Below are 20873 nucleotides of genomic sequence, written 5' to 3' on the forward strand. Positions count from 1 at the left end.
CTACTTAGTGCCCAGATGCTGGGTGGTGAGCAGGCCGCGCTTCATGCGCTCCAGGAGGTTTTTGCGCAGGCGCAGCACGTACCACCACACCAGCAGGAAGATAAACATCACGGCGGACAGCGACCAGTGCACAAACAGCCCGCCGACAAAGCCGATCGCCTGCAGTACTAGGGCGGCCGGCAGGGCGAAGTCGAAGCGCTGCAGAAACGCCAGCACCACGTGCGCGGTGCCGAGCACGACGATGAAGCCCCAGTTGAACGTGGTCCAATACTGGCCGCCGTCGACCTGGAGGATCACGGTCAGCGCCAGAAAGATCGTGATCGCCTCTAGGATGAGCACGCCGGCGAGCACGCCGCGCAGGCCCTTGAAGGGGTCTTTGACCGGGGTGGATCCGGGTCCAAGCGGGCCGTAGTTATTCGTCTCGTCCGTCACTGCGGGTCCTTTCCGAACAGCGCCCGGGCCTCGCCGGCGGTGACCACCGAGCCGGTGATCACGACCGCCGAGCCGGACTGGATGTCTGCGTCCTCCGCGAGCTCCACCGCGAGATCATAGGCCCCAGGCAGGTCCTCGACGGTGTGCACGCGCTCGTCGCCGAAGATGTCGCGGGCGATCTCGGCGAGATCATAGACATCGAGCGCCCGCGGCGAGGTAGTTTGCGTGACGACGACCTCGTCTAAGCGTTTCTCCAACTCCTTCAAGATCCCGGCGGCGTCTTTATCGCCGAGCACGCCGACCACCCCGATGAGCCGGGCGAAGTCGTAGTCGCGCTCGAGGGCCGCGCCGAGCGCCGCCGCGCCATGCGGGTTGTGGGCGGCGTCGAGAAATGTCGCCGGCGTGGAGCGCACGCGCTCGAGCCGGCCGGGCGAGGTGGCCTCGGCGAAGCCGCGGCGCACGGTCTCAATATCGAGCGGGCGGCCGGGGCCGGCGCCGAACATGGCCTCCACGGCGGCGAGCGCGAGCGCCGCGTTGTGGGCCTGGTGCTCGCCGGCGAGGGGCAAGAAGATCTCGTCGTAGTCGCCGGCGAGCCCGCGGATGTTGATCATCTGCCCGCCGACCGCGATGCCGGCGGCCGCCAGCCCGAACTCGCGCCCGGCGCGGGCGACGGCGGCGTCGACGCTGATGGCGCGCTCGAGGATGACCTCCATGGCCTCCGGTTCCTGCTCGGCGACAATGGCGACGTTGTCGGGCGGGGCGAGCAAATCGCCGGTGTCCCAGCGCGACTTGATGATCCCGGCCTTCTCCCCCGCGATCTCGGCGAGCGTATCGCCGAGGTAATCGGTGTGATCCATGCCGACGGGCATGACCACCGCCACGTCCGAGGAGATGACGTTCGTCGCATCCCACCTGCCGCCCAGGCCGACCTCGACGACGGCGACGTCGACCGGCGCGTCCGCGAACGCCGAGTACGCGATGGCGATGAGCACCTCGAAAGTCGACATGGGGTGCTCGGAGTCGCGGTCGACGAGTTCGACGAAGGGGATGATCTCGTCGTAGATCGCCACGAAGTCCGCCGGGTGGATCGGCTCGCCGTCGATGGCGATGCGCTCGGTGACCGACTGTAGGTGCGGGCTCGTAGTGCGCCCGGTGCGGCGGTGAAACGCGCGCAGCAGGGATTCGACCATGCGCACCACCGAGGTCTTGCCGTTGGTGCCGGCGACGTGGATGGACTTAAACGTCTTCTCGGGATGGCCGAGATAATCCATCAGCTTTTCGATCCGCTCCAACGACGGGTCGATCTTCGTCTCCGGCCAGCGGGAGTTGAGCTCGGCCTGCACGCGCGCCAGCGCCTCGCGGTCGGCGTCAGTGACCTCGCGGTGGACGACCTCCGGGTTCTTTTCGTGCGACTCCCCGAGGTTGAGCGTAATGCCGTGCTCCTCGAGGCGGATGCGTCCGAATTCCTCGTCTGCCACTACTGGAGTCCCTCCATGCGCTTCGAGACGCGCTCCTGCTCCTCGCGCGCGACCTGCTGACGCTTCCGGATCTTCTCGACGACCTCCGCCGGCGCCTTCGCCAGGAAGTTCTCGTTGGCCAGCTTCTTGCCGGTGGTCTCCAGCTCCTTTTCGGCCGCTGCCAGCGCCTTTGCCAGCCGCTTGCGCTCGGCCTCCTTATCGACGGTGCCGGACGTATCCAGCTGCACCTCCAGCGTCGCCGTGCCGAGGCGGACTTCGATGGACGCCGACGCGGCGAAATCCTCCCCCGGGACCTCGACGCGCGCCACCGAACGGATCATGTCCTCCTGGGCGGCGAGGTCGGCGGCGGCGAAGTCGATGGCCGCCGGCACCTTCTGCGAGGGCTTCACGCCCTGGTCAGCGCGGAATCGGCGCAGTTCGGTGATGAGGTTGATGGAGTCGTCGATACGCGCGGCGGCCCGCTCGTCGGCCGCCGTCTCTGTATCCGGGGTGGGCCAGGCGGCGCGAGTGAGCGTTTCCTCGCCGGTCAGCGTGGTCCACAGCACCTCGGTGACGAAGGGCATCGACGGGTGCAGAAGCCGCAGCACCACATCGAGGACGTGCCCGAGCACGCGGCGGGTGTCGTCGTTCATCTGCGTCTTGGCGATCTCGAGGTACCAGTCGCAGAACTCATTCCAGATGAACTGGTAGAGCTCCTCGTTGGCCTTGGCGAACTGGTAGTCGTCGAGGAAGCGATCCACCGACGCGTGGGTGGCGTTCAGGCGATCGAGGATCCAGCGATCGGCGTCGGTGAGCTGCTCGCGCGCCGGCAGCTTATCGACGGCCGCGCCGTTCATCAGCGCAAACTTCGTGGCATTGTAAAGCTTGGTAGCGAAGTTACGGGAGCTCTGTGCGTGGTCCTCGCCGACGGGCAGATCCACGCCCGGGTTCGCACCGCGGGCGAGGGTGAAACGCAGGGCGTCGGCGCCGAAGCGCTCGACCCAGTCCATGGGGTCGATGCCGTTGCCGAGCGACTTGCTCATCTTGCGGCCGTGCTCGTCGCGCACGAGGCCGTGGAGGTAGAGATCGGTAAACGGGATCTGCGGGCGGCCGTCGGCGGCGGTGCCGAGGATCTCCGGGGTGATTGTCGCGGCGAAGGTGCCGAACATCATCATGCGCGCGACCCAGAAGAACAGGATGTCGTAGGCGGTGACCAGGACGTTGGTCGGGTAGAACTTCTGCAGGTCGGCGGTATTGTCGGGCCAGCCCATGGTGGAAAAAGGCCACAGCGCCGAGGAGAACCAGGTATCCAAGACGTCCGGGTCCTGCTCGTAGCCTTCCGGCGGGGTGTCGTCCGGCCCGCAGCAAACCACCTCGCCGTTGGGGCCGTACCAGATCGGGATGCGATGCCCCCACCACAGCTGGCGCGAGATGGTCCAGTCGTGCATGTTGTCGACCCAGTCGAAGTAACGGGGCTCCATCGACTGCGGGTGGATGGTGGTATCGCCCTGGCGCACGGCGTCGCCGGACATCTTCGCCAGCTCGTCGACCTTGACGAACCACTGCAGCGACAGGCGCGGCTCGATCGGCTCGCCGGTGCGCTCCGAATGCCCCACCGAGTGGACATACGGGCGGACTTCCTTGACGATGCGGCCCTGCTCGGCGAGCGCCTCGCGGACCTTCACCCGCGCCTCTTCGCGGGTTAAGCCGTCAAACTGGGTGCCCGTATCGGCGATGTGGCCGGTGGTGTCCATGATGGTGGGCATGTCGAGGTCATGACGCTTGCCGATCCCATAGTCATTCGGATCATGCGCCGGCGTGATCTTCACCGCGCCGGTGCCGAACTCGGGGTCGACGTACTCGTCGGCGACGACGGTGAGCTTCAGGTCCTCGCGGAACGGGTGGTCGAACTCCTGGCCGACGAGGTCGGCGTAGCGCTCGTCGTCGGGGTGGACGGCGATGGCGACATCGCCCAGCATCGTCTCGACACGGGTGGTGGCGACGATGACGTGCGGCTCGTCGTCGTCCAGGGAGCCATAGCGGATGGACACCAGCTCGCCTTCGACATCCTTATAGACGACCTCGATGTCACTGACCGCGGTCTCCAGCACCGGCGACCAGTTGACCAGGCGGTTCGCCCGGTAGATCATGCCGCGGTCGAACAGGGCCTTAAAGATGGTGACGACGGCGCGGTTGAGCCCCTCGTCCAGCGTGAAACGGTCACGCGACCAGTCGACCGAATCGCCGATCGCGCGCATCTGGTTCTGGATATCGCCGCCGTAGCGGTGCTTCCACTCCCAGACCTTCTCGACGAACTCCTCACGCCCGTAGTCGTAGCGGTCCTTGCCCTCTTTCTCGCGCAGCTGGGCCTCGACCTTGGTCTGCGTCGCGATGCCGGCGTGGTCCATGCCCGGCAGCCAGAGCGTCTCGAAGCCCTGCATGCGCTTGCGCCGCACGATCGCGTCGATCAGCGTGTGGTCTAAAGCATGCCCCATGTGCAGCTGGCCGGTCACGTTCGGCGGCGGCAGCACCACCGAAAACGGCGGGCGATCGCTCGCGGCGTCGGCGGTGAAGTAACCGCGCTCGACCCAGCGCTCGTAGATGGCGGCTTCGTGCTCGCCGGGCTCCCAAGACTTCGGGAGCTCGTCGGCACGGTTTTTACCCAGAAGAGAGTTTCGCTCAGTCACGCGGACCATCTTAGCGGGGCTGGTCCGCGCACCGAGACGCCACCTCTAGAGCAGGTCAGCGACCGCCTCGCGCTCGGAGCGCAGCTCCGCGACGGAGGCCTCGATGCGCTCGCGCTGGAAATCGTTGAGCTCTAGATCGTCGATGATGCGGTAGGAGCCGTTCTCGGCGACCGTCGGGAAGCCGCACACCAGGCCCTCGTCGATGCCGTAGGAGCCGTCCGAGGGCACCGCTGCCGTCGCCCAGCCGGCCGAGCCGTGGATCCAGTCGCGCATGTGATCGACCGCCGCCGAGGCGGCCGAAGCCGCCGAAGAGCTGCCGCGCACCTCGATGATCTCGCTGCCGCGCTTGGCCACACGCGGAATGAACTCCTTGGTGTACCAACTCGGATCCAGGGTGTCGATGACCTTCTTACCCGCCACCGTCGCATTCGTCAGATCCGGGAACTGGGTCGCCGAGTGGTTACCCCACACCGCGACGTTCTCGATCTCATTCGTCGCACACCCCAGGCGCTGGGCCAGCTGACTCAACGCGCGGTTGTGATCGAGGCGCATGAGCGCGTGGAAACGCTCCGCCGGCACGTCCGGGGCATTGCTCGAGGCGATCAGCGCGTTCGTGTTCGCCGGGTTGCCGACGACCAACACCCGCACATCCTCCGCCGCCTGCTCGTTGATGGCCTTGCCCTGCGGGCCGAAGATCCGGCCGTTTTCGGCGAGCAGATCCGAACGCTCCATCCCCTTGCCGCGCGGCTTCGCGCCCACCAAGAACGCGGCGTTCGTGCCGTCGAAGGCCTTCGCGGCATCGTCGGTGACCACGACATCACTCAGCAGCGGGAAAGCCGAATCCCCCAGCTCCATGGCCACACCCTCGGTCGCCTTCAGCGCTTCCGGGATCTCCAGCAGGCGCAGCTCGACGCGGGTGCCCTTTCCGAAGACCTCGCCCGCCGCCAGCCGCCACAGCAGCGAGTAGGCAATGTTACCGGCCGCACCGGTGACCGTGATCCGAACAGGGGAAGCAGCCATAATGTCACTCCTCGATAGAGTCGATAGATAGCGCGCCCCATCTTATCGGGGTTTGGGCCAGCGCACCGGCCAACTACGCGCGCCGAGGCCAAATCTGTGGATAACTCGAGTTATCCACAGCCCCATGGTCTCTGCGCCGTGGACCCATGGCCTCTTGTTTTAGGTTGAGGCCCATGCACCCGCTTCTCGACGCCCTCACCGCCCTCAACAGCCGCGGCGCCGAGCTGCTGCGGGCCATCGCGGGCCGCAGCGCCCGGCAGCTCGTGGTCGAAAACTCCCTGCCGCGCACCGAAGCGCAGCGCCTCGTCCGTTTGTCGGAAACCTACTGCGGCCCGACGCGCTATACCCGCGTGCAGCGCGACGCCCTCGACGCCGCCGAACGCAACGGACATGGGGTAGCCACGCTGGCGATGATCGAGCGCTACGTCCGCCGCGCGCGCGAGGAGCGCCAACAGTGGCCGCTGCGCCTCGAGCTGTGCCGCGTTGAAGGCAACTTCGAGGCCGTGCGCGATCACGCGCGCCGGCGGGTCGAGGAGCTCAACGAACCGAAAGAACCACCCACGCCGACGCCGGGGGTGAGCGTGCGCCACAACCACCGGGCGCATACGACGACGTTGGCTTTGACCGTCGATACCCGCACCGGCGCCGACCTGATACGCGGGCTGGAGGCGCAGGCGAAGGATGCGCCGCGTCGAGAAGCGTTGGGCGAGGCGATGCTCGCACAACTGCGTGGCACAGGCACCGCCATCCCCCGCACCCGCTACACCCCGCTGGTGGTGGTCTCCGCGCGCGATCTGCGCCCGATCCTCGGCGGCGAGGGCGACGACATCATGCTCGCCAGCGACGACGGCACGCTCGTGAGCGGCGCCGAGCTCGTCAACGACCGGATGACGGAGCACGGCTTCGTCGGGCTGTTCCACCCAGTCAGCGGCGGGCTGAACCTCTATCGCACCGACCGTTTCGCCAGCGAGGCGCAGCGGATCATGGCGCGCGCCGAAAACCCCATCTGCCCATGGCCCGGGTGCTCGATGCCCGCCAGCCGCTGCCAGATCCACCACCTCGAAGCCTTCGCCCGCGGCGGCAAGACCAACATGGAGGACCTCTCCTGCCTCTGCGGCTACCACAACGGCGCCAACGACGACGATCCCGCCCGCCCCCGCAACGGCAGGCTCGAGAGAGTCAACGGCCATATCGTGTGGCGGCCGCCGCGCGGCGGGCCACCCATACTGAGTGATCATCCCGTCGGAAACCTGGGCGCGATGCGCATCCTCGACTAGCCCCTACCCCCGGTTGGGGCGGGTTGCGCGTGCGCACGTCCCCAAGGGGGGTGGAGTCGTAGCCCGATGCACTGGCCATGGGGCACCATGGACACGAACCAGTGGATGACCGACAGGAACGGATTGTGATGGACGTGCAGGATGGGACCGGCGATTCGGCCGTAGCAGTCGACGACGTCATCGCCGTGGCCCTCGAGGAGTTCGCCGCCTATGGGTATGCGGACACGAAGCTCGACACCATCGCGAGTACGTCCGGCATGTCGAAACGCATGATCCACTACCACTTCGGCGACAAGCTCGGCCTTTATACCCGCGCGCTCAGCGAGGCGATCCGGCGGCTGCACGTGCCGAAATCCGAGCTGCAGCTGGACACCTCCGTGCCGGTCGAGGGGGTACGCAAGCTTATCGACGCCATGTTCGACCAATTCCTCACCCATCCCACGTGCGTGCGGCTGTTGTTGAAAGAGGGCCTCGATAAGGTCGCGACTGGCGAGAACCAGGTGTCGCTGAGCAACGACTCCGAGACGACGCTCTACCTCGACCGGCTGCTGCTGCTCGGCCAGGACTCCGGCGCGTTCCGGCCCGGCATCTCCGCCTACGACATCTACGCGCTGATCTCTTCACTCGTCTTCTACCGGCAGATCCACCAGGGGCTGACCCATAACCTCTTCGACATCGACCTCGCCTCGGAGGAGGCCACGCGGGGGCTGCACCGCATGATCGTCGATGCGGTGCTGGCCTTTCTGACGGCGAATATCCCGGATTCGGGGCAGAGGGCGTATTTGTCGTCGGCAAGTGACGACGACGGCGCCGACCGGGTCTACGAGGACTAGGCCGACTCGGCGCGCTGGATGAGTTGCGGGGCGTCGGTGCCCTCGACGACGGCCGGGGTGATCACGACTTCCTCGATGCCCTCCTGGTCCGGGATGTCATACATCACCGGCACGAGCAGCTCCTCCATGATCGCACGCAGTCCGCGAGCGCCGGTGCCGCGCGAAAGGGCCTTGTCGGCGATGAGTCCCAGGGCTTCCTTCTCGAAGCGCAGCGCGACGCCGTCCATCTCAAACAGGCGCTCATACTGCTTGACCAGGGAATGCTTCGGCTCGGTGAGCACCCGCACCAGCGAGTCACGGTCGAGGTTCTCGACGGTCGCCACCACCGGCAAACGCCCGATGAACTCGGGGATGAGGCCGAACTTCACGAGGTCTTCCGGCAGCGCCTCCGCGAACAGGTTGCGGGCGGCCTTGTCGTCGGCACTGTCCAGGCTCGCACCGAAGCCGAGGCCGTTGCGGCCGACGCGCTCGGCGACGACCTTCTCCAAACCCGCGAACGCGCCGGCGACGATGAACAGCACGTTCGACGTGTCCAGCTGGATGAACTCCTGGTTCGGGTGCTTGCGCCCGCCCTGCGGCGGGATCGACGCGACCGTACCCTCGAGGATCTTAAGCAGCGCCTGCTGGACGCCCTCGCCGGAGACGTCGCGGGTGATCGACGGGTTGTCCGACTTCCGCGAGATCTTGTCCACCTCGTCGACGTAGATGATGCCGTGCTGGGCGCGTTCGACGTCGAAATCCGCCGCCTGCAGCAGCTTGAGCAGGATGTTTTCGACGTCCTCGCCGACGTATCCCGCCTCGGTGAGGCTGGTGGCATCGGCGATCGCGAAAGGCACGTCGAGCATGCGCGCCAGCGTCTGCGCCAGGTACGTCTTGCCGGAGCCCGTGGGTCCGAGCAGCAGGATGTTCGACTTCGCGATCTCCACCTGCTCCTCCGAGCGGCGGCGCTTGCCCATCTTCTCTGCGCGCACGCGCTTGTAGTGGTTGTACACGGCCACGCTCAGCGTCCGCTTGGCGGCGGACTGGCCGATGACGTACTCGTCGAGATACGCCGAGATCTCGCTAGGGCGCGGCAGGCGCTTGTTCTCGTTGTCCGCGCCCTCCGCTTCGGCCGCGCCGAGCTCTTCCTCGATGATCTCGTTGCACAGCTCGATGCACTCATCGCAGATATAAACGCCCCCACCGGCGATGAGCTTCTTGACCTGCTTCTGGCTCTTTCCACAGAACGAGCACTTCAGCAGGTCGGCGCTTTCTTGCATACGTGCCATGACGGGAGAAGACCTCGTTTCTTCGGGATCAGGATGGCCTCTCATCCTAGTCGCCGAGGACCGACAACGACGAAAGCCGCGCCTGCAAGAGGATATGGGCCTACTGGAGACGCGGGTCCACCTCGTATGGGGCCTCGGTGACCTCGGCGACGCTGTCGAGGGTTTCGCCCTCGGCGATTTCGATGAGGGTGAGCCCCTCGGCGTGGTCGACCTTGAACACGGCGTAGTTGGTGACGATCAGGTCGACGCACTTGGCGCCGGTGAGGGGGAGTTTGCAGGAGTCGAGGACCTTGGAGGCGCCCTTCTTGGTGACGTGGTCCATCATGAGGATGATCTGCTTGGCGCCGTGCACGAGGTCCATGGCACCACCCATACCTTTAACCATCTTGCCGGGGATCATCCAGTTGGCGAGGTCGCCGTACTGGGAGACCTCCATGGCGCCGAGGACGGCGACGTCGATGGCGCGGGAGCGGATCATGCCGAAGGACTGCGAGGAGGAGAAGAAGCTCGCGCCCGGCGCGGCGGTGATGGTTTCCTTGCCGGCGTTGATCATTTCGGGGTCGAGTTCTTCTTCGGTCGGGTAGCGGCCGACGCCGAGGATGCCGTTCTCGGAGTGGAGGACGACCTCTAGGTTGTCGGGCAGGTAGCCGGGGATGAGGGTCGGCATGCCGATGCCCAGGTTGACGTATTGCCCGTTGCGCAGCTCCTTGGCGACGCGTTCGGCCATCTGTTGTTTGGACCAGGTCATGGCTTAGGCCTCCTTCTCGGTGATCGTGCGGTTTTCGATGCCGGTCTCCTGCTCGCCGACGACCACGATGCGGTCGACGAAGATGCCGGGCAGGTGGGCTTCGTCGGCGTCGATCTCGTCGACGAGGTGCTCGGCCTGCACGATGGTGACCTTGCCGCTCATGGCGACATCGGGGTTGAAGTTGCGGGCGGTCTTGCGGAAGATCAGGTTGCCGTAGCGGTCGGCCTTGTGGGCGTGGACGAGGCCGAAGTCGGCGCGGATGCCTTCTTCGAGGACGAAGAGCTCGTCATTGAAGACGCGGGTCTCCTTGGGGCGGGAGAACTCGGCGACGGTGCCGTCCTCGTGGTAGCGGGCGGGCAGGCCACCTTCGGCGAGCTGCGTGCCGACGCCGGCCTTCGTGTAGAACGCCGGGATGCCGTTGCCGCCGGCGCGCAGGCGTTCGGCGAGGGTGCCCTGCGGGGTGAACTCGACGGTGAGCTCGCCGCTTAGGTACTGGCGGGCGTACTCCTTGTTGCTGCCGATGTAGGAGCCGATGGAGCGGGAGATCTTCTTGTCCTCGAGCAAGAGGCCGAGGCCGAAGCCGTCGGTGCCGAGGTTGTTGGAGATGACGGTGAGGTCCTTCGCGCCCTGGGCACGAAGCGCCTCGATGAGGCGGGCGGGGATGCCGACGAGGCCGAATCCGCCGACGGCAATGGAGGCGCCGTCGTGGATGTCAGCCACGGCATCGTCGATGGAGGAAACGGTTTTATCGAGCATGCGCCCCACCCTAACCCACAGCCACCTAGCGCACAAGGGTTCACATCGTGAACAAACGTGTGTAGGGTGGGGTGCCACCACGTACTTCACCGACGAAAGGAGGGACCATGGCCGCCGAAGAACAGCCGACGGTGCAGTCGCTCGTGCGCGGGCTATCGGTCATCCGCTCCTTCGACGCTGACCGCCCGCGACAGACCTTGGCGCAGGTCGCCGAGGCCACCGGGCTGGCCCGCGCCACCGCGCGCCGCTTTTTGCACACCCTCGTGACCACGGGGTATGCCGCCACCGACGGCACCCAGTTCTGGCTCACCCCGCGGGTGCTCGAGCTGGGTTATTCCTACATGTCGGGACTCGGCCTGCCGGCGATCGCGCAGCCCCGCTTGGAGGCGCTGTCGCGCCTGGTCGACGAGTCCTGTTCGATGTCCGTGCTCGACAACAGCGAGATCGTCTACGTCAACCGCGTGCCGGTGCGGCGAATCATGACGGTGTCGATCACGATCGGCACCCGTTTTCCCGCCCACGCCACCTCGATGGGTCGGGTGCTGCTCGCCCATCTGAGCGACGAGGACCGCCAGCGCTACCTCGCGCACGCGGAGCTGGATGCGTTGACGCCGGCGACGACCGTCGATAAGCGGCGGCTGGCAGAAGAGCTCGACACCATCCGTCGCCAGGGGTGGTGCATCGTCGACCAGGAGCTCGAGCCGGGGCTGCGCTCGGTCGCGGCGCCGGTGTTCTCGCCGGGCGGGGACGCGGTGGCGGCGATCAACGTCTCGACGCAGACCTCGGTGCACGATCTCGAGGAGCTCTGCGCCCGGCATTTGCCGGCGGTCCTCGATACGGCTCGCGCCATCTCCGATGACTTAGTGTCCACTGAACTCACCTAGAAAGGCTATTGACCCATGTCCCATGACAACGACATCGTTTTGTGCTCGCCGCTGCGTACCCCGGTCGGCCGTTATGGCGGCGCGCTCAAGGACGTTCCGGTGCAGGACCTCGCGTCGCTGGTCGTGCGCACCCTGGTGGAGCGCACCGGCCTGAAGCCTGAGCAGGTCGACGACCTCATCCTCGGCCAGGCCTCCCCCAACGGCGCGGCCCCGGCGCTGGGTCGAGTCGTCGCGCTGGACGCCGGGCTGGGCGAGAGTGTGCCGGGTATGCAGCTCGACCGTCGTTGCGGTTCCGGCCTGCAGGCCATCGCCACCGCCGCCGCGCACATCCAGTCGGGGGCGGCCGAGCTCATCATCGCCGGCGGCGCGGAGTCGATGTCGCGCACCGAGTACACCGTGGACGCCGACGTGCGCTGGGGCAAGAAGGGCGGCAACATGACCTTCCGCGACCGCCTCGCCGAGGCCCGCGAGACCGCCGGCGGCAAGAACCACCCGATCCCCGGCGGCATGATCGAAACCGCCGAGAACCTCCGCGAGGAGTACTCGATCACGCGTGAGGTGCAGGATCAGATGGCTTATAACTCCCACCAGTCGGCCGTCAAGGCGCAGGAGCAGGGGCTTTTCGACGCCGAAATCGTCCCCGTCGAGGTCCCGCAGCGCAAGGGCGATCCCGTTGTCGTCGATCGCGATGAGCACCCGCGGGCGGATACGACCGTCGAGAAGCTCTCTGGGCTGCGCGCCATCATGCGGAAGCAGTACGGCGACGACGCCACCGTCACCGCCGGCAACGCCTCGGGCCAGAACGACGGGGCGGCGGCGATGATCGTCACCACCCGCGCCAAGGCCGCCGAGCTGGGTCTCACCCCGGCCGCCACCCTCAAGGGCTGGGCCGTCGCCGGCGTGGCCCCGGAGACCATGGGCATCGGACCGGTCGCCGCCACCGAGAAGCTCTTTGAGCGCCTTAACCTCACCTTCGACGACATCGACCTCATCGAGCTCAACGAGGCCTTCGCCGCGCAGGCCCTCGCCTGCCTGAAGGCCTGGGGCATCGACGCCGATGATGAGCGCCTCAACCCGGTCGGCTCCGGCATCTCCATGGGACACCCGGTGGGTGCGACCGGCGCGCGCATGGTCGTGACCGCCGCCCACGAGCTCGCCCGCTCAGAGAAGAAGAACGCCCTGGTCACCATGTGCATCGGCGGCGGGCAGGGGCTGGCCGCGGTCATCAAGAAGGAAGGCTAAACATGCAACTGCACCACGTGGAATACGGCCGTCGCCACGGCGGCACCCCGATCGTTTTCTTAGGCTCCATCGCCTCGCACACGGACATGTGGCTCAACCAGCTCGACGTGCTCTCCCACGAGCACCACGTCATCGCGCTGGATCACCGCGGCCACGGGCTCTCGCAGGACCCCGAGGTCGAGCCTTTCACCACGGGTATCGACGACCTCGTCGACGACATCCTCACCACCCTGGATGAACTCGGGGTGGAAGACTTCCGCGTCGTCGGGCTGTCGCTGGGCGGCGTGCTGGCGCAGTACCTCGCCGCCACCTCCGAGCGGGTCGAGTCCGCGGCGTTTCTGTGCACCGCCGCCTACTTCGGCGGCGAGGACAAGTGGCGCCCGCGTTCCGAGCTCACCCGCGCCGAGGACATGGACCCCATGCTCGACGGGGTGCTCGGCCTGTGGGTCACGGATGGGTTCCAGGCGAACTACCCCGCCACCACCGATTTCTACCGGCGGATGATCCTCTCGACCCGCGGTGTGGGCTACGCCTCCTGCGCCGACGCGTTGGCGCAGTGGGATTTCCGCGAGCGTCTCGGGGAGATCACCTGCCCCGTGCTCACCCTCGCTGGTGAGCAGGACGCATCCACGCCGCCGTCGGCACTCGAAACGATCGCCGCCGGCGTGGGCGGGGAAGTCACCAGCGTGGTCGTCTCCCCCGGCGCGCACGTGCCGACCATCGAGGCGGCCGAGCAGGTTAACGACGCCCTCGTGGAGTTCTTCTCCCGCTACTAGAGCATGGCACGGTTTCTACTGGGGGCTATTGAAAAGCCCGAGCTTGCGCGGCCGAGTCTCCCCGAGATCCTCCGCGACACCGGCCCGCAGGAGATCGGCACGGGACTTGTCGCGCTGATCTTCTCGGCCTCCGGCCCGCTGGCGGTGATCCTCGCCGCGGCGGCCGCCGGTGAGCTCAGCGCGCAGGAGACCTCGACCTGGATCTTCGGCGCGTTCCTCGGCAACGGTCTCCTCACGGCCCTTCTGACCTGGCTCTATCGCAGCCCGCAGGCGTATTTCTGGACGATTCCCGGGACCGTCATCGTCGGGGATTCCTTGACCCGGCTGAGCTTCGGCGAGGTGGTCGGCGCGTATCTCGCCACGGCGGTGCTCGTCTTCCTGCTCGGCTGGTCCGGGCTCATCGGTCGGATCATGGAGCTGATCCCGCACACGATCGTCATGGCCATGGTCGCCGGGGTGTTCCTCCGCTTCGGCATCGAGCTGGTGGAGGCCGCCGTGGGCTCGCCGCTGGTGGCGATCCCGATGATCGCGCTCTTTGTCGGCCTGACCATGCTGCCGCGGCTGGCCGCACTGGCGCCGCCGGTGGCGGTGGCGGCGGTCGTCGGCACGCTCATCGCGATTGCCGACGGCCAGCTCGCCGACGGCATCTTCGACGACGGCATCCTCGCCAGCCCCACCCTGACCCTGCCGGAGTTCTCGCCCGCCGCGCTGGCGGAGCTGGTCGTACCGCTGGCGATCACCGTGGTCATCGTGCAAAACGGCCAGGGAACGGCCGTGCTGCGCGGCGCCGGGCACACCCAGGGCGTCAACCTCTCGGCCGCGGCCTCCGGGCTGTGGTCGGTCCCGCAGGCGTTCTTGGGCTCCTCGTCGACGTGTCTGACCGGACCGACGAACGCGCTGATCACCTCCAGCCCTCTGCGCGAGCGCCACTACGCCACGGCGCTGGTCACGGCGAGCGCGGCGATCGTCGTGGGGCTCTTCGCCCCGGCGGCAACGGGGTTCATGCTGGGCATGCCAGCGGCGTTCGTCTCGACGCTCGCCGGCATCGCCATGCTCACCCCGCTGCGCAACGCGTTCATGGCGGGCTTTTCCGGCCAGTTTTCCACCGGCGCGCTCGTGTGCTTTCTCATCACCGCGTCGAATATCACGCTGCTGAACATCTCCGCGGCGTTCTGGGGCATCGTGATCGGCTGCTTCATCGCCTGGGCGCTGGACCACTACCCCACCCGGGCGCGGCAGAACTAGGAAATCCGCATCCCCGCCGCCCGCAGGCGCTCGACGAGTGTGTCACCGAGTGCGGCCGCCGGGGTGGTCACGCCGGCATCGCCCTCGTGCTCGAGCAGGGAGAACGCGGACTCGGCGATCATGAGTGCGGTGCCCTCGTAGCCGGGATCCATGTCGAGTTCGACGCGAACGCTCTCCTGGTCGGTGGTCTTGATCTTGAACCGGCCCCGGGCGCGCTCTTCGGCCGACGGCCCCTCGCCTGGGGCGGGCAAGAACCGGGAGGCCAGGCGGCGGCCTAAATGGGTGCTGGTCAGCCAGCCGAACACCTTGAGCCGGGCGGTCGTGATGAGCGAGCGCCACCGGCTGCCGACGCGACGGTACTCGCTGTAGGCGAACTCGGGTCCGTAGTCGAGCAGCTGAGCGCTGCGCTGCACCAGCCGGGTGTTGTAGCCGGCCATGAAGAACGGGGCGAGATCGCCCGTCGCTCCGGTGGAGCGGACCTTCTTCGTCGAGCGCGCACCCGGTGCCAAGGCGAAGGGAGAGCGCAGGGCGGCGCGTTTCTCTTCGTCAAGCTGGGCCACGTGCTCTCGGGCGTTGAGCGCCGAGGCGACCGTGCCGCCGGAGATGCCGCCGACTAAGTCCTCGACCACCATGCGGGTCGTGCCCAGCGAGCCCTGCTTCTGGTGGAGGCGAAACAGCGCGATGTCGCTGGGGATGGAATCGAAGCCGGCGGAGTGGACGATGCGGGCGCCGCTTTTACGGGCGGTCTCATCGAGGGTGAGGATCGAATCGCGCACGAAGTTCACCTCGCCGGCGAGATCCAGGTAGTCGGTGCCGGCCTCGGCGCAGGCGCGCACGAGGGTGCGGCCGTAGAGGTCATAAGGCCCGACGGTGGTGATGACCACGCGTGCCGATTCCGCCAGCCGGCGCATGTCTTCGGCGTCGGAGGCGTCGGCGACGATGAGCGGGGCGTCGATACCTAAGCTCTGCAGCTTCTGCTCGTTGCGCCCCGCCAGTGCGAAGCTGACGCCCTGTGGGGCGTGGTTGGCGACGTAGCGGGCCACCAGCGTGCCGACGAAGCTGGTCGCACCGAAAACGACGACGTCGTACATATTGCTCTCCTGCTTGTCCTCCATGTCAGTCAGCATAGCCGTTTCTGCGCGCATGGCTAGGCTGTGGCGGTATGGACTACCGCCTCGTGACCCGACTGGCCCTGCGCGTCGACGCCCTGCCCAGCGATCTCGGCCTGCTGGTGTCCATCGACGCCGCCTCCCCGGCGATCGGGCGGAGATTCCTGCTCATGCTGCATGACGCCCTGTCGCACCGCGCCGCCCGCTTCGTGCAGCTCATCCCCTCCAACCGCGGCGATTCGGGCTCGGTGGCTAGGTTGCTGCCGGCGGACAGCGGCATCGCGTTACTCAACGATCTGCACTACATCGACGACGAGTCGCTGGATATGCTTCTGCAGCGCGTGCACCAGTCGCGGGAGAAGCCGCTGGTGGTCGTCGCCACGGGCCGCGATAGCCGTTTCGACGACCTCGTGACCGAGCGGCTGCGGGTCAGCCCGCTGACGCTGCCGGAGATCTCGTCCTATGTGTGGCGCAAAGTGGGCACCCGGTTGAGCTCCGCGCAGATCGAGAAGATCCGGGATACCACCACAGGGGATCTCGACGCCATCGATCAGCTTCTCGACGCCCACCCCCGCGACGACTGGAACACCCCGGAGGCGACCAGTCCGGATTCGCTGGCGAAGGCCCGCGACTTCACCGCGCGCGGCGAGATCTCGACCGCCCGGGTCTACGCCTCGGACACAGCACTGCCCGGCGAAGACGACGAACGCGCCGCCTTAGCCACCTACCTGTCGGTGTACTCGGGCGATCGTCCGGAAACCGCGCAGCTGGAACGGCTGGACGCGACCCGGCGCGCTTTCGTCGCGCTCGCCGACTGGCGCCCAGCCGACATCGCCGCCTTATCCGAGGCGGCGCAGCAAGGCGAGCTCTGCGACCAGGCGCTCGACGAATCCCGGGCGATGGCGCTGCTCGGGAAGTCGGTGACGACGGGTCTGCGCCCCGTCGATATCCCAAAGATGCGCACCCCCACCGGCCACAACCGGCTGGAGATGATGCTCGGCTGGATCAGCCTCGCGCACGACGACGTTCTCGGGGCCCGCGAATACCTGCGCCCGCGTGCCGAGGAGTCCGCCGTCATGCGCGCGTGGAAAGACGCCTGGCTGGCCCGCACCCACTACGTGCTCGGCGATTTACCCGGGGCGCTGACCTCGGTGGAACGCGGGCTCGCGAACGTCGAGGCCCGCGGGCTCTACCTTTTGGAGCCGCTGCTGCTGTGGACGGGGGCGCAGACGGCGGCGATGTCGGGCAACGATGCGCTGGCCCGGTTCTACTTCGACCGGATGCCCGTCGCCGACGACGCCTTCCTCCTCCAACGCCTGCCTGCTGCGATGGGCCGGATGATCTACACCGCCGCGACCGCGGATCTGCCCTCGGCGCTGCGCGCGGGCGAGGAGCTGGAAAAGACCGTGACCGTCACCGATACCCAACACCCCGGGTACTGGCCGTGGGAAGACGTCTACGCGCAGACGCTTTTGCGGGCAGGCTTAGTCGACAAGGCAGCGGCACTGAACGATCGCACCTTAGACCGTCAGATGCCGGCGGGGCTGGTGTCCGTGAACGCGAAGAACGCCATGGTGCACGCGGCGATCCTCCTCCAGCGCGGCGAGAAGACGGCCGGGTTTAAAGCCTATGAGGAAGCCGCCGAGTCCCTCGAGGGCCGCCACATGCCGACCTATCACGCCCGCGTGCTTTTCGACTACGCCCGCGCCCTCCGCCGCCACGGCCGCCGCTCCCGGGCGGCGGAGGTCATCCCCCAGGCCCGCGAGATCTACGCTCTCATCGGCGCGCCGGCGATGGTGCGCCGCTGCGACGCCTTGCACCGCTCCACCCGCGGCAGCGCCCTGACGCGCGGCGGCAACCAGCTGACCAGCCAGGAAGAGCAAGTCGCGCTGCTGGTCGCCGAGGGCTTGAGCAACAAGCAGGTCGCCGCGCAGCTGTCACTGTCGACGAAGACCGTCGAGCACCACCTCACCCGGGCGTATCGGAAACTCGACGTGCGCGATCGCCGCCAGCTCGCCGACGTCATGGCGCGACGCTAGGCGCTCCTTAGCCTTATCGCTATCATGCAGAGAGTATATATACGCTTTACTTCGTTATAACGTTGCCGTAGCATCGAGGGTGGAAAGCCGCCCTACGCTCGCGTTTTCACGCAGAGAATCGATGGAGCAATGCCCACTGTCATAGCTGCAACCCCGAATCCTGCTCTCGATCTGAGCATGACGGTCGATAAGCTCGAACCGCATGCGACGCACCGAATAGCCACAGCGAAGCGCAAACTCGGCGGCAAGGGCCTCAACGTCGCCAACGTCTGCGCCGAACAGGGCTACCAGGCGGTGGCGCTGGGGCCGCTGTCGTCGGCAGATAAAGAGGCCTACGCCGATCACCCCGACACCGGCCTGCACACCGGCGTCGAGGCCGCCTTCTCCCCCACGCCGCAGCCGGTGCGCTGCACGTGGGCGATCTACGAGAAGACCACCAACGCCACCTATATCCTCAACGAGCCCGGCTTCGAGCACGCGCGCGAGGTGTGGGATGACGTGGTGGCGCGCGTCGACAAGCATGTTGCCCGCGACCCGCACTCGGTGGTCACCGTCAGTGGATCCCTGCCGCCGGGCACCCCGCCGGAGCTCGTGGAGTCGCTGATCGCGGCGGCTCATCGCGCGGGCGGGAAGATCATCGTCGATACCTCGGGGCCCATGCTGCGCACCGCGTGCCGCGCGGGGCTGACCTGGTGAAGCCGAATGCCGCGGAGCTTGAAGAGGCCACGGGGATCAGCGAGCTTAGCGACGCCGCGCAGGCACTCCTCGACGATGGTGCGAAGAAGGTGCTGGTCTCCCGGGGTGCCGAGGGCTTGGTGCTGGTCACCGCCGAGGACGTAACGCAGGCGGTGCTGGATGAGGAGCTCGAGGGCAACCCGCCGGCGCTGGGGATGCGGTAGTGGCCGCGGTGGCCACGGCACTCATGGATGACCTGGACGCGACCGAGCTGCTGCGCCGGGCCGTGGCGTGGTCGGCGGCGGCGGTCACGCAGCCGGTGGCGGGGGCGATCGGCACGCAGTGGACCGCCTTGTCCGACCGGGTCATAGTCACTGCTCGCTAGATACACAAGAGAAAGAAGAAAGCCCTTGCCTACTGCTTCGACCAAAGAACTCGTGACCGCCGCCGCTGAGGCGAAAACCGGCATCGGCGCCTTCAACGTCATCCACCTGGAGACGGCGGAGGCCCTCGTCCGCGCAGCCGAGGAGGCGCAGCTGCCGGTCATCTTGCAGATCAGCCAGAACTGCGTGAAGTATCACGGCGCGCTCGAGCCGATCGCGGCCACCACGCTGGAACTCGCGCGCGCCTCGAGCGCGCAGGTCGCCGTCCACCTCGACCACTGCGAGAAGGTGGATCTGGCCAAGCGGGCGGTGGATCTCGGGTTCAACTCCGTCATGTTCGACGGCTCGTGGACTCCTTATGAGGAAAACGTCTCTATGACCGCCGAGGTCGTCGACTACGCGCACGCCCACAACTGCGACGTGGAGGCGGAGCTCGGCGAGATCGGTGGCAAGCAGAACGCCCACGCCCCCGGCGTACGCACGAACCCGAATGAGGCGGCGTCGTTCGTGGCCTCCACGGGCGTTGACCTGCTGGCCGTGGCCGTGGGCTCGCAGCACGCCATGGCCAGCCGGACGGCCTCGCTCGACCTCGACCTCATCGCCGAGATCAAGGATGCGCTCGACGTGCCGCTGGTGCTGCACGGTTCCTCCGGCGTGCCTGACGACGAGATCCTGCGCGGCATCCGCGCCGGCATGACCAAGATCAACGTCTCCACCCACCTCAACGGCTTCTTCACCCGCGCCATCCGCGAATTCTTGACCGACAACCCCGAGGTGACGGACTCGCGCAAGTACGTCGCGAAGGGCCGTGAGGCGTTGGGTGCGGAGGCCTCCCGCCTGCTCACGCTCTTCGCCACCGAAGCCTAGAAAGGAGCACGTCGCTCGCTATGAACACCGTGCTGATTACCAACGCCACCGTCTACGACGGCACCCGGGGAGGTACCACCGACGAGGCGGAGCTGCTTATCAGCGACGGGCGCATCGACAGCGTCGGTAAGAACCTCGAGCGGGATGCCGATACCGCGGTGATCGACGCCCACGGCGCCCCCGTCGTGCCCGGCTACATCGACATCCACGTGCACGGCGCGGACCGCCTCGCGTTCGAGGACGGTGCCGCGGCCGTCGCTAAGATCCTCGCCGCCCACCAGAGCCACGGCACCGCCCGCATGGTGATGTCGCTGGTCACGGGCGCGCTCGACGTAATGGAAGAGCGCATCCGCGAACTCGCCGCACTGACCCGCGAAAACGACCGCCTGCTGGGCATCCACCCGGAAGGCCCCTTCCTCCACCCAGAGCACAAGGGCGCCCACGACGAGAACCTGCTGCGCGCCCCCCACCCCGACGATGTCCGCCAGCTCATCGACGCCGCCGACGGCACCCTCGTCCAATTCACCTTGGCGGCCGAACGTGACGACGGCCTCGAGGCCGTGAAGCTGCTCGTCGAGAAGGGCATCGTCGCCTCGCTCGGCCACAGCTCCGCCACCTTCGAGGACGCGGAGAAGACGTTCGACGCCGGCGCCCGCATCCTCACCCACGCGTTCAACGGCATGCGCGGCATCCACCACCGCGCCCCGGGCCCGGTGATCGCGGCGCTGCGCAACCCAAACGTCTGGCTGGAGGTCATCAACGACGGCATCCACGTCCACCCCGCGGTGGTCAAGAGCCTGTTCACCGAGGCCGAGGAGCGGATGATCCTCATCACCGACGCCATGTCCGCGACCTGCGCCGCCGACGGCGCCTACCGCTTGGGTGATCTCGCCGTCACGGTGTCCGACGGGGTAGCCCGCCTCACCGAGGGCGGCTCCCTGGCCGGATCGACGCTGACCATGGACCGCGCCGTGGCCAACGCGGTGCGCAACGTCGGTGTGCCGCTGGATGTAGCGGTCGCCGCCGCCACGCACCACCCGGCGAAGGCGATTGGGCGCGACAAAGAGTTCGGACGCCTCGCCGCCGGATTCCCCTCCGATATTCTCATTCTCGACCCCGAAACCTACCTGCCGGCGCGCATTTTCATGGGCGGGCAGGAGCTTTCTCACGACTGA

At 67.3% G+C, this 20873-nt stretch carries 18 protein-coding genes and 1 pseudogene; 11 read left to right on the top strand and 8 right to left on the bottom strand.

Going from position 1 to position 20873, the window contains the following annotated elements:
* Genes C3B44_RS08985 through C3B44_RS09000 form a run of 4 tightly spaced genes read right to left on the bottom strand, consistent with a single transcriptional unit; the run spans position 1 to position 5596 of the window.
* A complete protein-coding gene (locus C3B44_RS08985; protein ID WP_108432075.1) occupies positions 1-432 on the bottom strand; it encodes a DUF4233 domain-containing protein in 432 nt (143 codons plus the stop codon).
* Positions 429-1910, bottom strand: coding sequence for a bifunctional tetrahydrofolate synthase/dihydrofolate synthase (gene folC / locus C3B44_RS08990; RefSeq protein ID WP_108432076.1), 1482 nt, complete (start codon positions 1908-1910; stop codon positions 429-431). Before folC ends, C3B44_RS08985 begins: the two co-directional genes overlap by 4 nt.
* Positions 1910-4585: a valine--tRNA ligase gene (locus tag C3B44_RS08995; protein WP_108432077.1), complete on the bottom strand. Its 2676-nt coding sequence runs from the start codon at positions 4583-4585 to the stop codon at positions 1910-1912. Before C3B44_RS08995 ends, folC begins: the two co-directional genes overlap by 1 nt.
* Before the next feature lie 36 nt (positions 4586-4621).
* Positions 4622-5596 (bottom strand): malate dehydrogenase, encoded by a 975-nt coding sequence (locus C3B44_RS09000; RefSeq protein ID WP_108432078.1) that lies wholly within the window; start codon positions 5594-5596, stop codon positions 4622-4624.
* A gap of 173 nt (positions 5597-5769) precedes the next feature.
* Between C3B44_RS09000 and C3B44_RS09005 the strand changes: the two genes are divergently transcribed.
* Together C3B44_RS09005 and C3B44_RS09010 are read left to right on the top strand one after the other, a co-directional pair.
* Positions 5770-6873, top strand: a complete 1104-nt coding sequence (locus C3B44_RS09005) for an HNH endonuclease signature motif containing protein (RefSeq protein ID WP_108432079.1) — start codon at positions 5770-5772, stop codon at positions 6871-6873.
* Positions 6874-7001: 128 nt separating this feature from the next.
* The gene (locus C3B44_RS09010; protein WP_108432080.1) at positions 7002-7706 is read left to right on the top strand and encodes a TetR/AcrR family transcriptional regulator; all 705 of its coding nucleotides are present in this window, start codon (positions 7002-7004) and stop codon (positions 7704-7706) included.
* On the opposite strand, the gene clpX is transcribed toward C3B44_RS09010, so the two are convergent.
* From clpX to C3B44_RS09025, 3 genes are all read right to left on the bottom strand, one after another.
* Entirely contained in the window at positions 7703-8974 is a 1272-nt protein-coding gene (gene clpX / locus C3B44_RS09015) for an ATP-dependent Clp protease ATP-binding subunit ClpX (protein ID WP_108432081.1), read from the bottom strand. The genes C3B44_RS09010 and clpX overlap by 4 nt on opposite strands.
* A 100-nt stretch (positions 8975-9074) precedes the next feature.
* Positions 9075-9722 (bottom strand): 3-oxoacid CoA-transferase subunit B, encoded by a 648-nt coding sequence (locus C3B44_RS09020; protein WP_108432082.1) that lies wholly within the window; start codon positions 9720-9722, stop codon positions 9075-9077.
* Between the two features lie 3 nt (positions 9723-9725).
* A complete protein-coding gene (locus C3B44_RS09025) occupies positions 9726-10478 on the bottom strand; it encodes a CoA transferase subunit A (RefSeq protein ID WP_199222384.1) in 753 nt (250 codons plus the stop codon).
* A gap of 107 nt (positions 10479-10585) precedes the next feature.
* Here C3B44_RS09025 and C3B44_RS09030 point away from each other — a divergent pair, with 107 nt between their 5' ends.
* From C3B44_RS09030 to C3B44_RS09045, 4 genes are read left to right on the top strand one after another with little or no spacing between them, the layout of a single operon-like run.
* A complete protein-coding gene (locus tag C3B44_RS09030; protein ID WP_108432084.1) occupies positions 10586-11362 on the top strand; it encodes an IclR family transcriptional regulator domain-containing protein in 777 nt (258 codons plus the stop codon).
* Between the two features lie 15 nt (positions 11363-11377).
* Positions 11378-12604: an acetyl-CoA C-acetyltransferase gene (locus tag C3B44_RS09035; protein ID WP_108432085.1), complete on the top strand. Its 1227-nt coding sequence runs from the start codon at positions 11378-11380 to the stop codon at positions 12602-12604.
* Between the two features lie 2 nt (positions 12605-12606).
* On the top strand, positions 12607-13380 hold the full coding sequence (locus C3B44_RS09040; protein WP_108432086.1) for an alpha/beta fold hydrolase: 774 nt from the start codon (positions 12607-12609) through the stop codon (positions 13378-13380).
* Between the two features lie 3 nt (positions 13381-13383).
* Entirely contained in the window at positions 13384-14625 is a 1242-nt protein-coding gene (locus tag C3B44_RS09045; protein ID WP_108432087.1) for a benzoate/H(+) symporter BenE family transporter, read from the top strand.
* Here the strand turns inward: C3B44_RS09045 and C3B44_RS09050 are convergent.
* Positions 14622-15740, bottom strand: coding sequence for a saccharopine dehydrogenase family protein (locus C3B44_RS09050; RefSeq protein WP_108432632.1), 1119 nt, complete (start codon positions 15738-15740; stop codon positions 14622-14624). The genes C3B44_RS09045 and C3B44_RS09050 overlap by 4 nt on opposite strands.
* Before the next feature lie 47 nt (positions 15741-15787).
* On the opposite strand from C3B44_RS09050, the gene C3B44_RS09055 reads away from it, so the two are divergent.
* The 5 genes and pseudogenes from C3B44_RS09055 (at position 15788) to nagA (ending at position 20873) form a co-directional block, all read left to right on the top strand.
* Positions 15788-17773 (top strand): helix-turn-helix transcriptional regulator, encoded by a 1986-nt coding sequence (locus C3B44_RS09055; RefSeq protein WP_108432088.1) that lies wholly within the window; start codon positions 15788-15790, stop codon positions 17771-17773.
* A 177-nt stretch (positions 17774-17950) separates the two neighbouring features.
* Positions 17951-18672, top strand: a pseudogene (locus C3B44_RS11990) (1-phosphofructokinase family hexose kinase).
* A 23-nt stretch (positions 18673-18695) separates the two neighbouring features.
* Entirely contained in the window at positions 18696-18833 is a 138-nt protein-coding gene (locus tag C3B44_RS12090) for a hypothetical protein (protein ID WP_268876416.1), read from the top strand.
* A 25-nt stretch (positions 18834-18858) separates the two neighbouring features.
* Positions 18859-19698 (top strand): class II fructose-bisphosphate aldolase, encoded by an 840-nt coding sequence (locus tag C3B44_RS09075; protein ID WP_108432092.1) that lies wholly within the window; start codon positions 18859-18861, stop codon positions 19696-19698.
* A gap of 20 nt (positions 19699-19718) precedes the next feature.
* On the top strand, positions 19719-20873 hold the full coding sequence (gene nagA, locus C3B44_RS09080; protein WP_108432093.1) for an N-acetylglucosamine-6-phosphate deacetylase: 1155 nt from the start codon (positions 19719-19721) through the stop codon (positions 20871-20873).

It is taken from the genome of Corynebacterium yudongzhengii, assembly GCF_003065405.1.
Taxonomy (GTDB): domain Bacteria; phylum Actinomycetota; class Actinomycetes; order Mycobacteriales; family Mycobacteriaceae; genus Corynebacterium; species Corynebacterium yudongzhengii.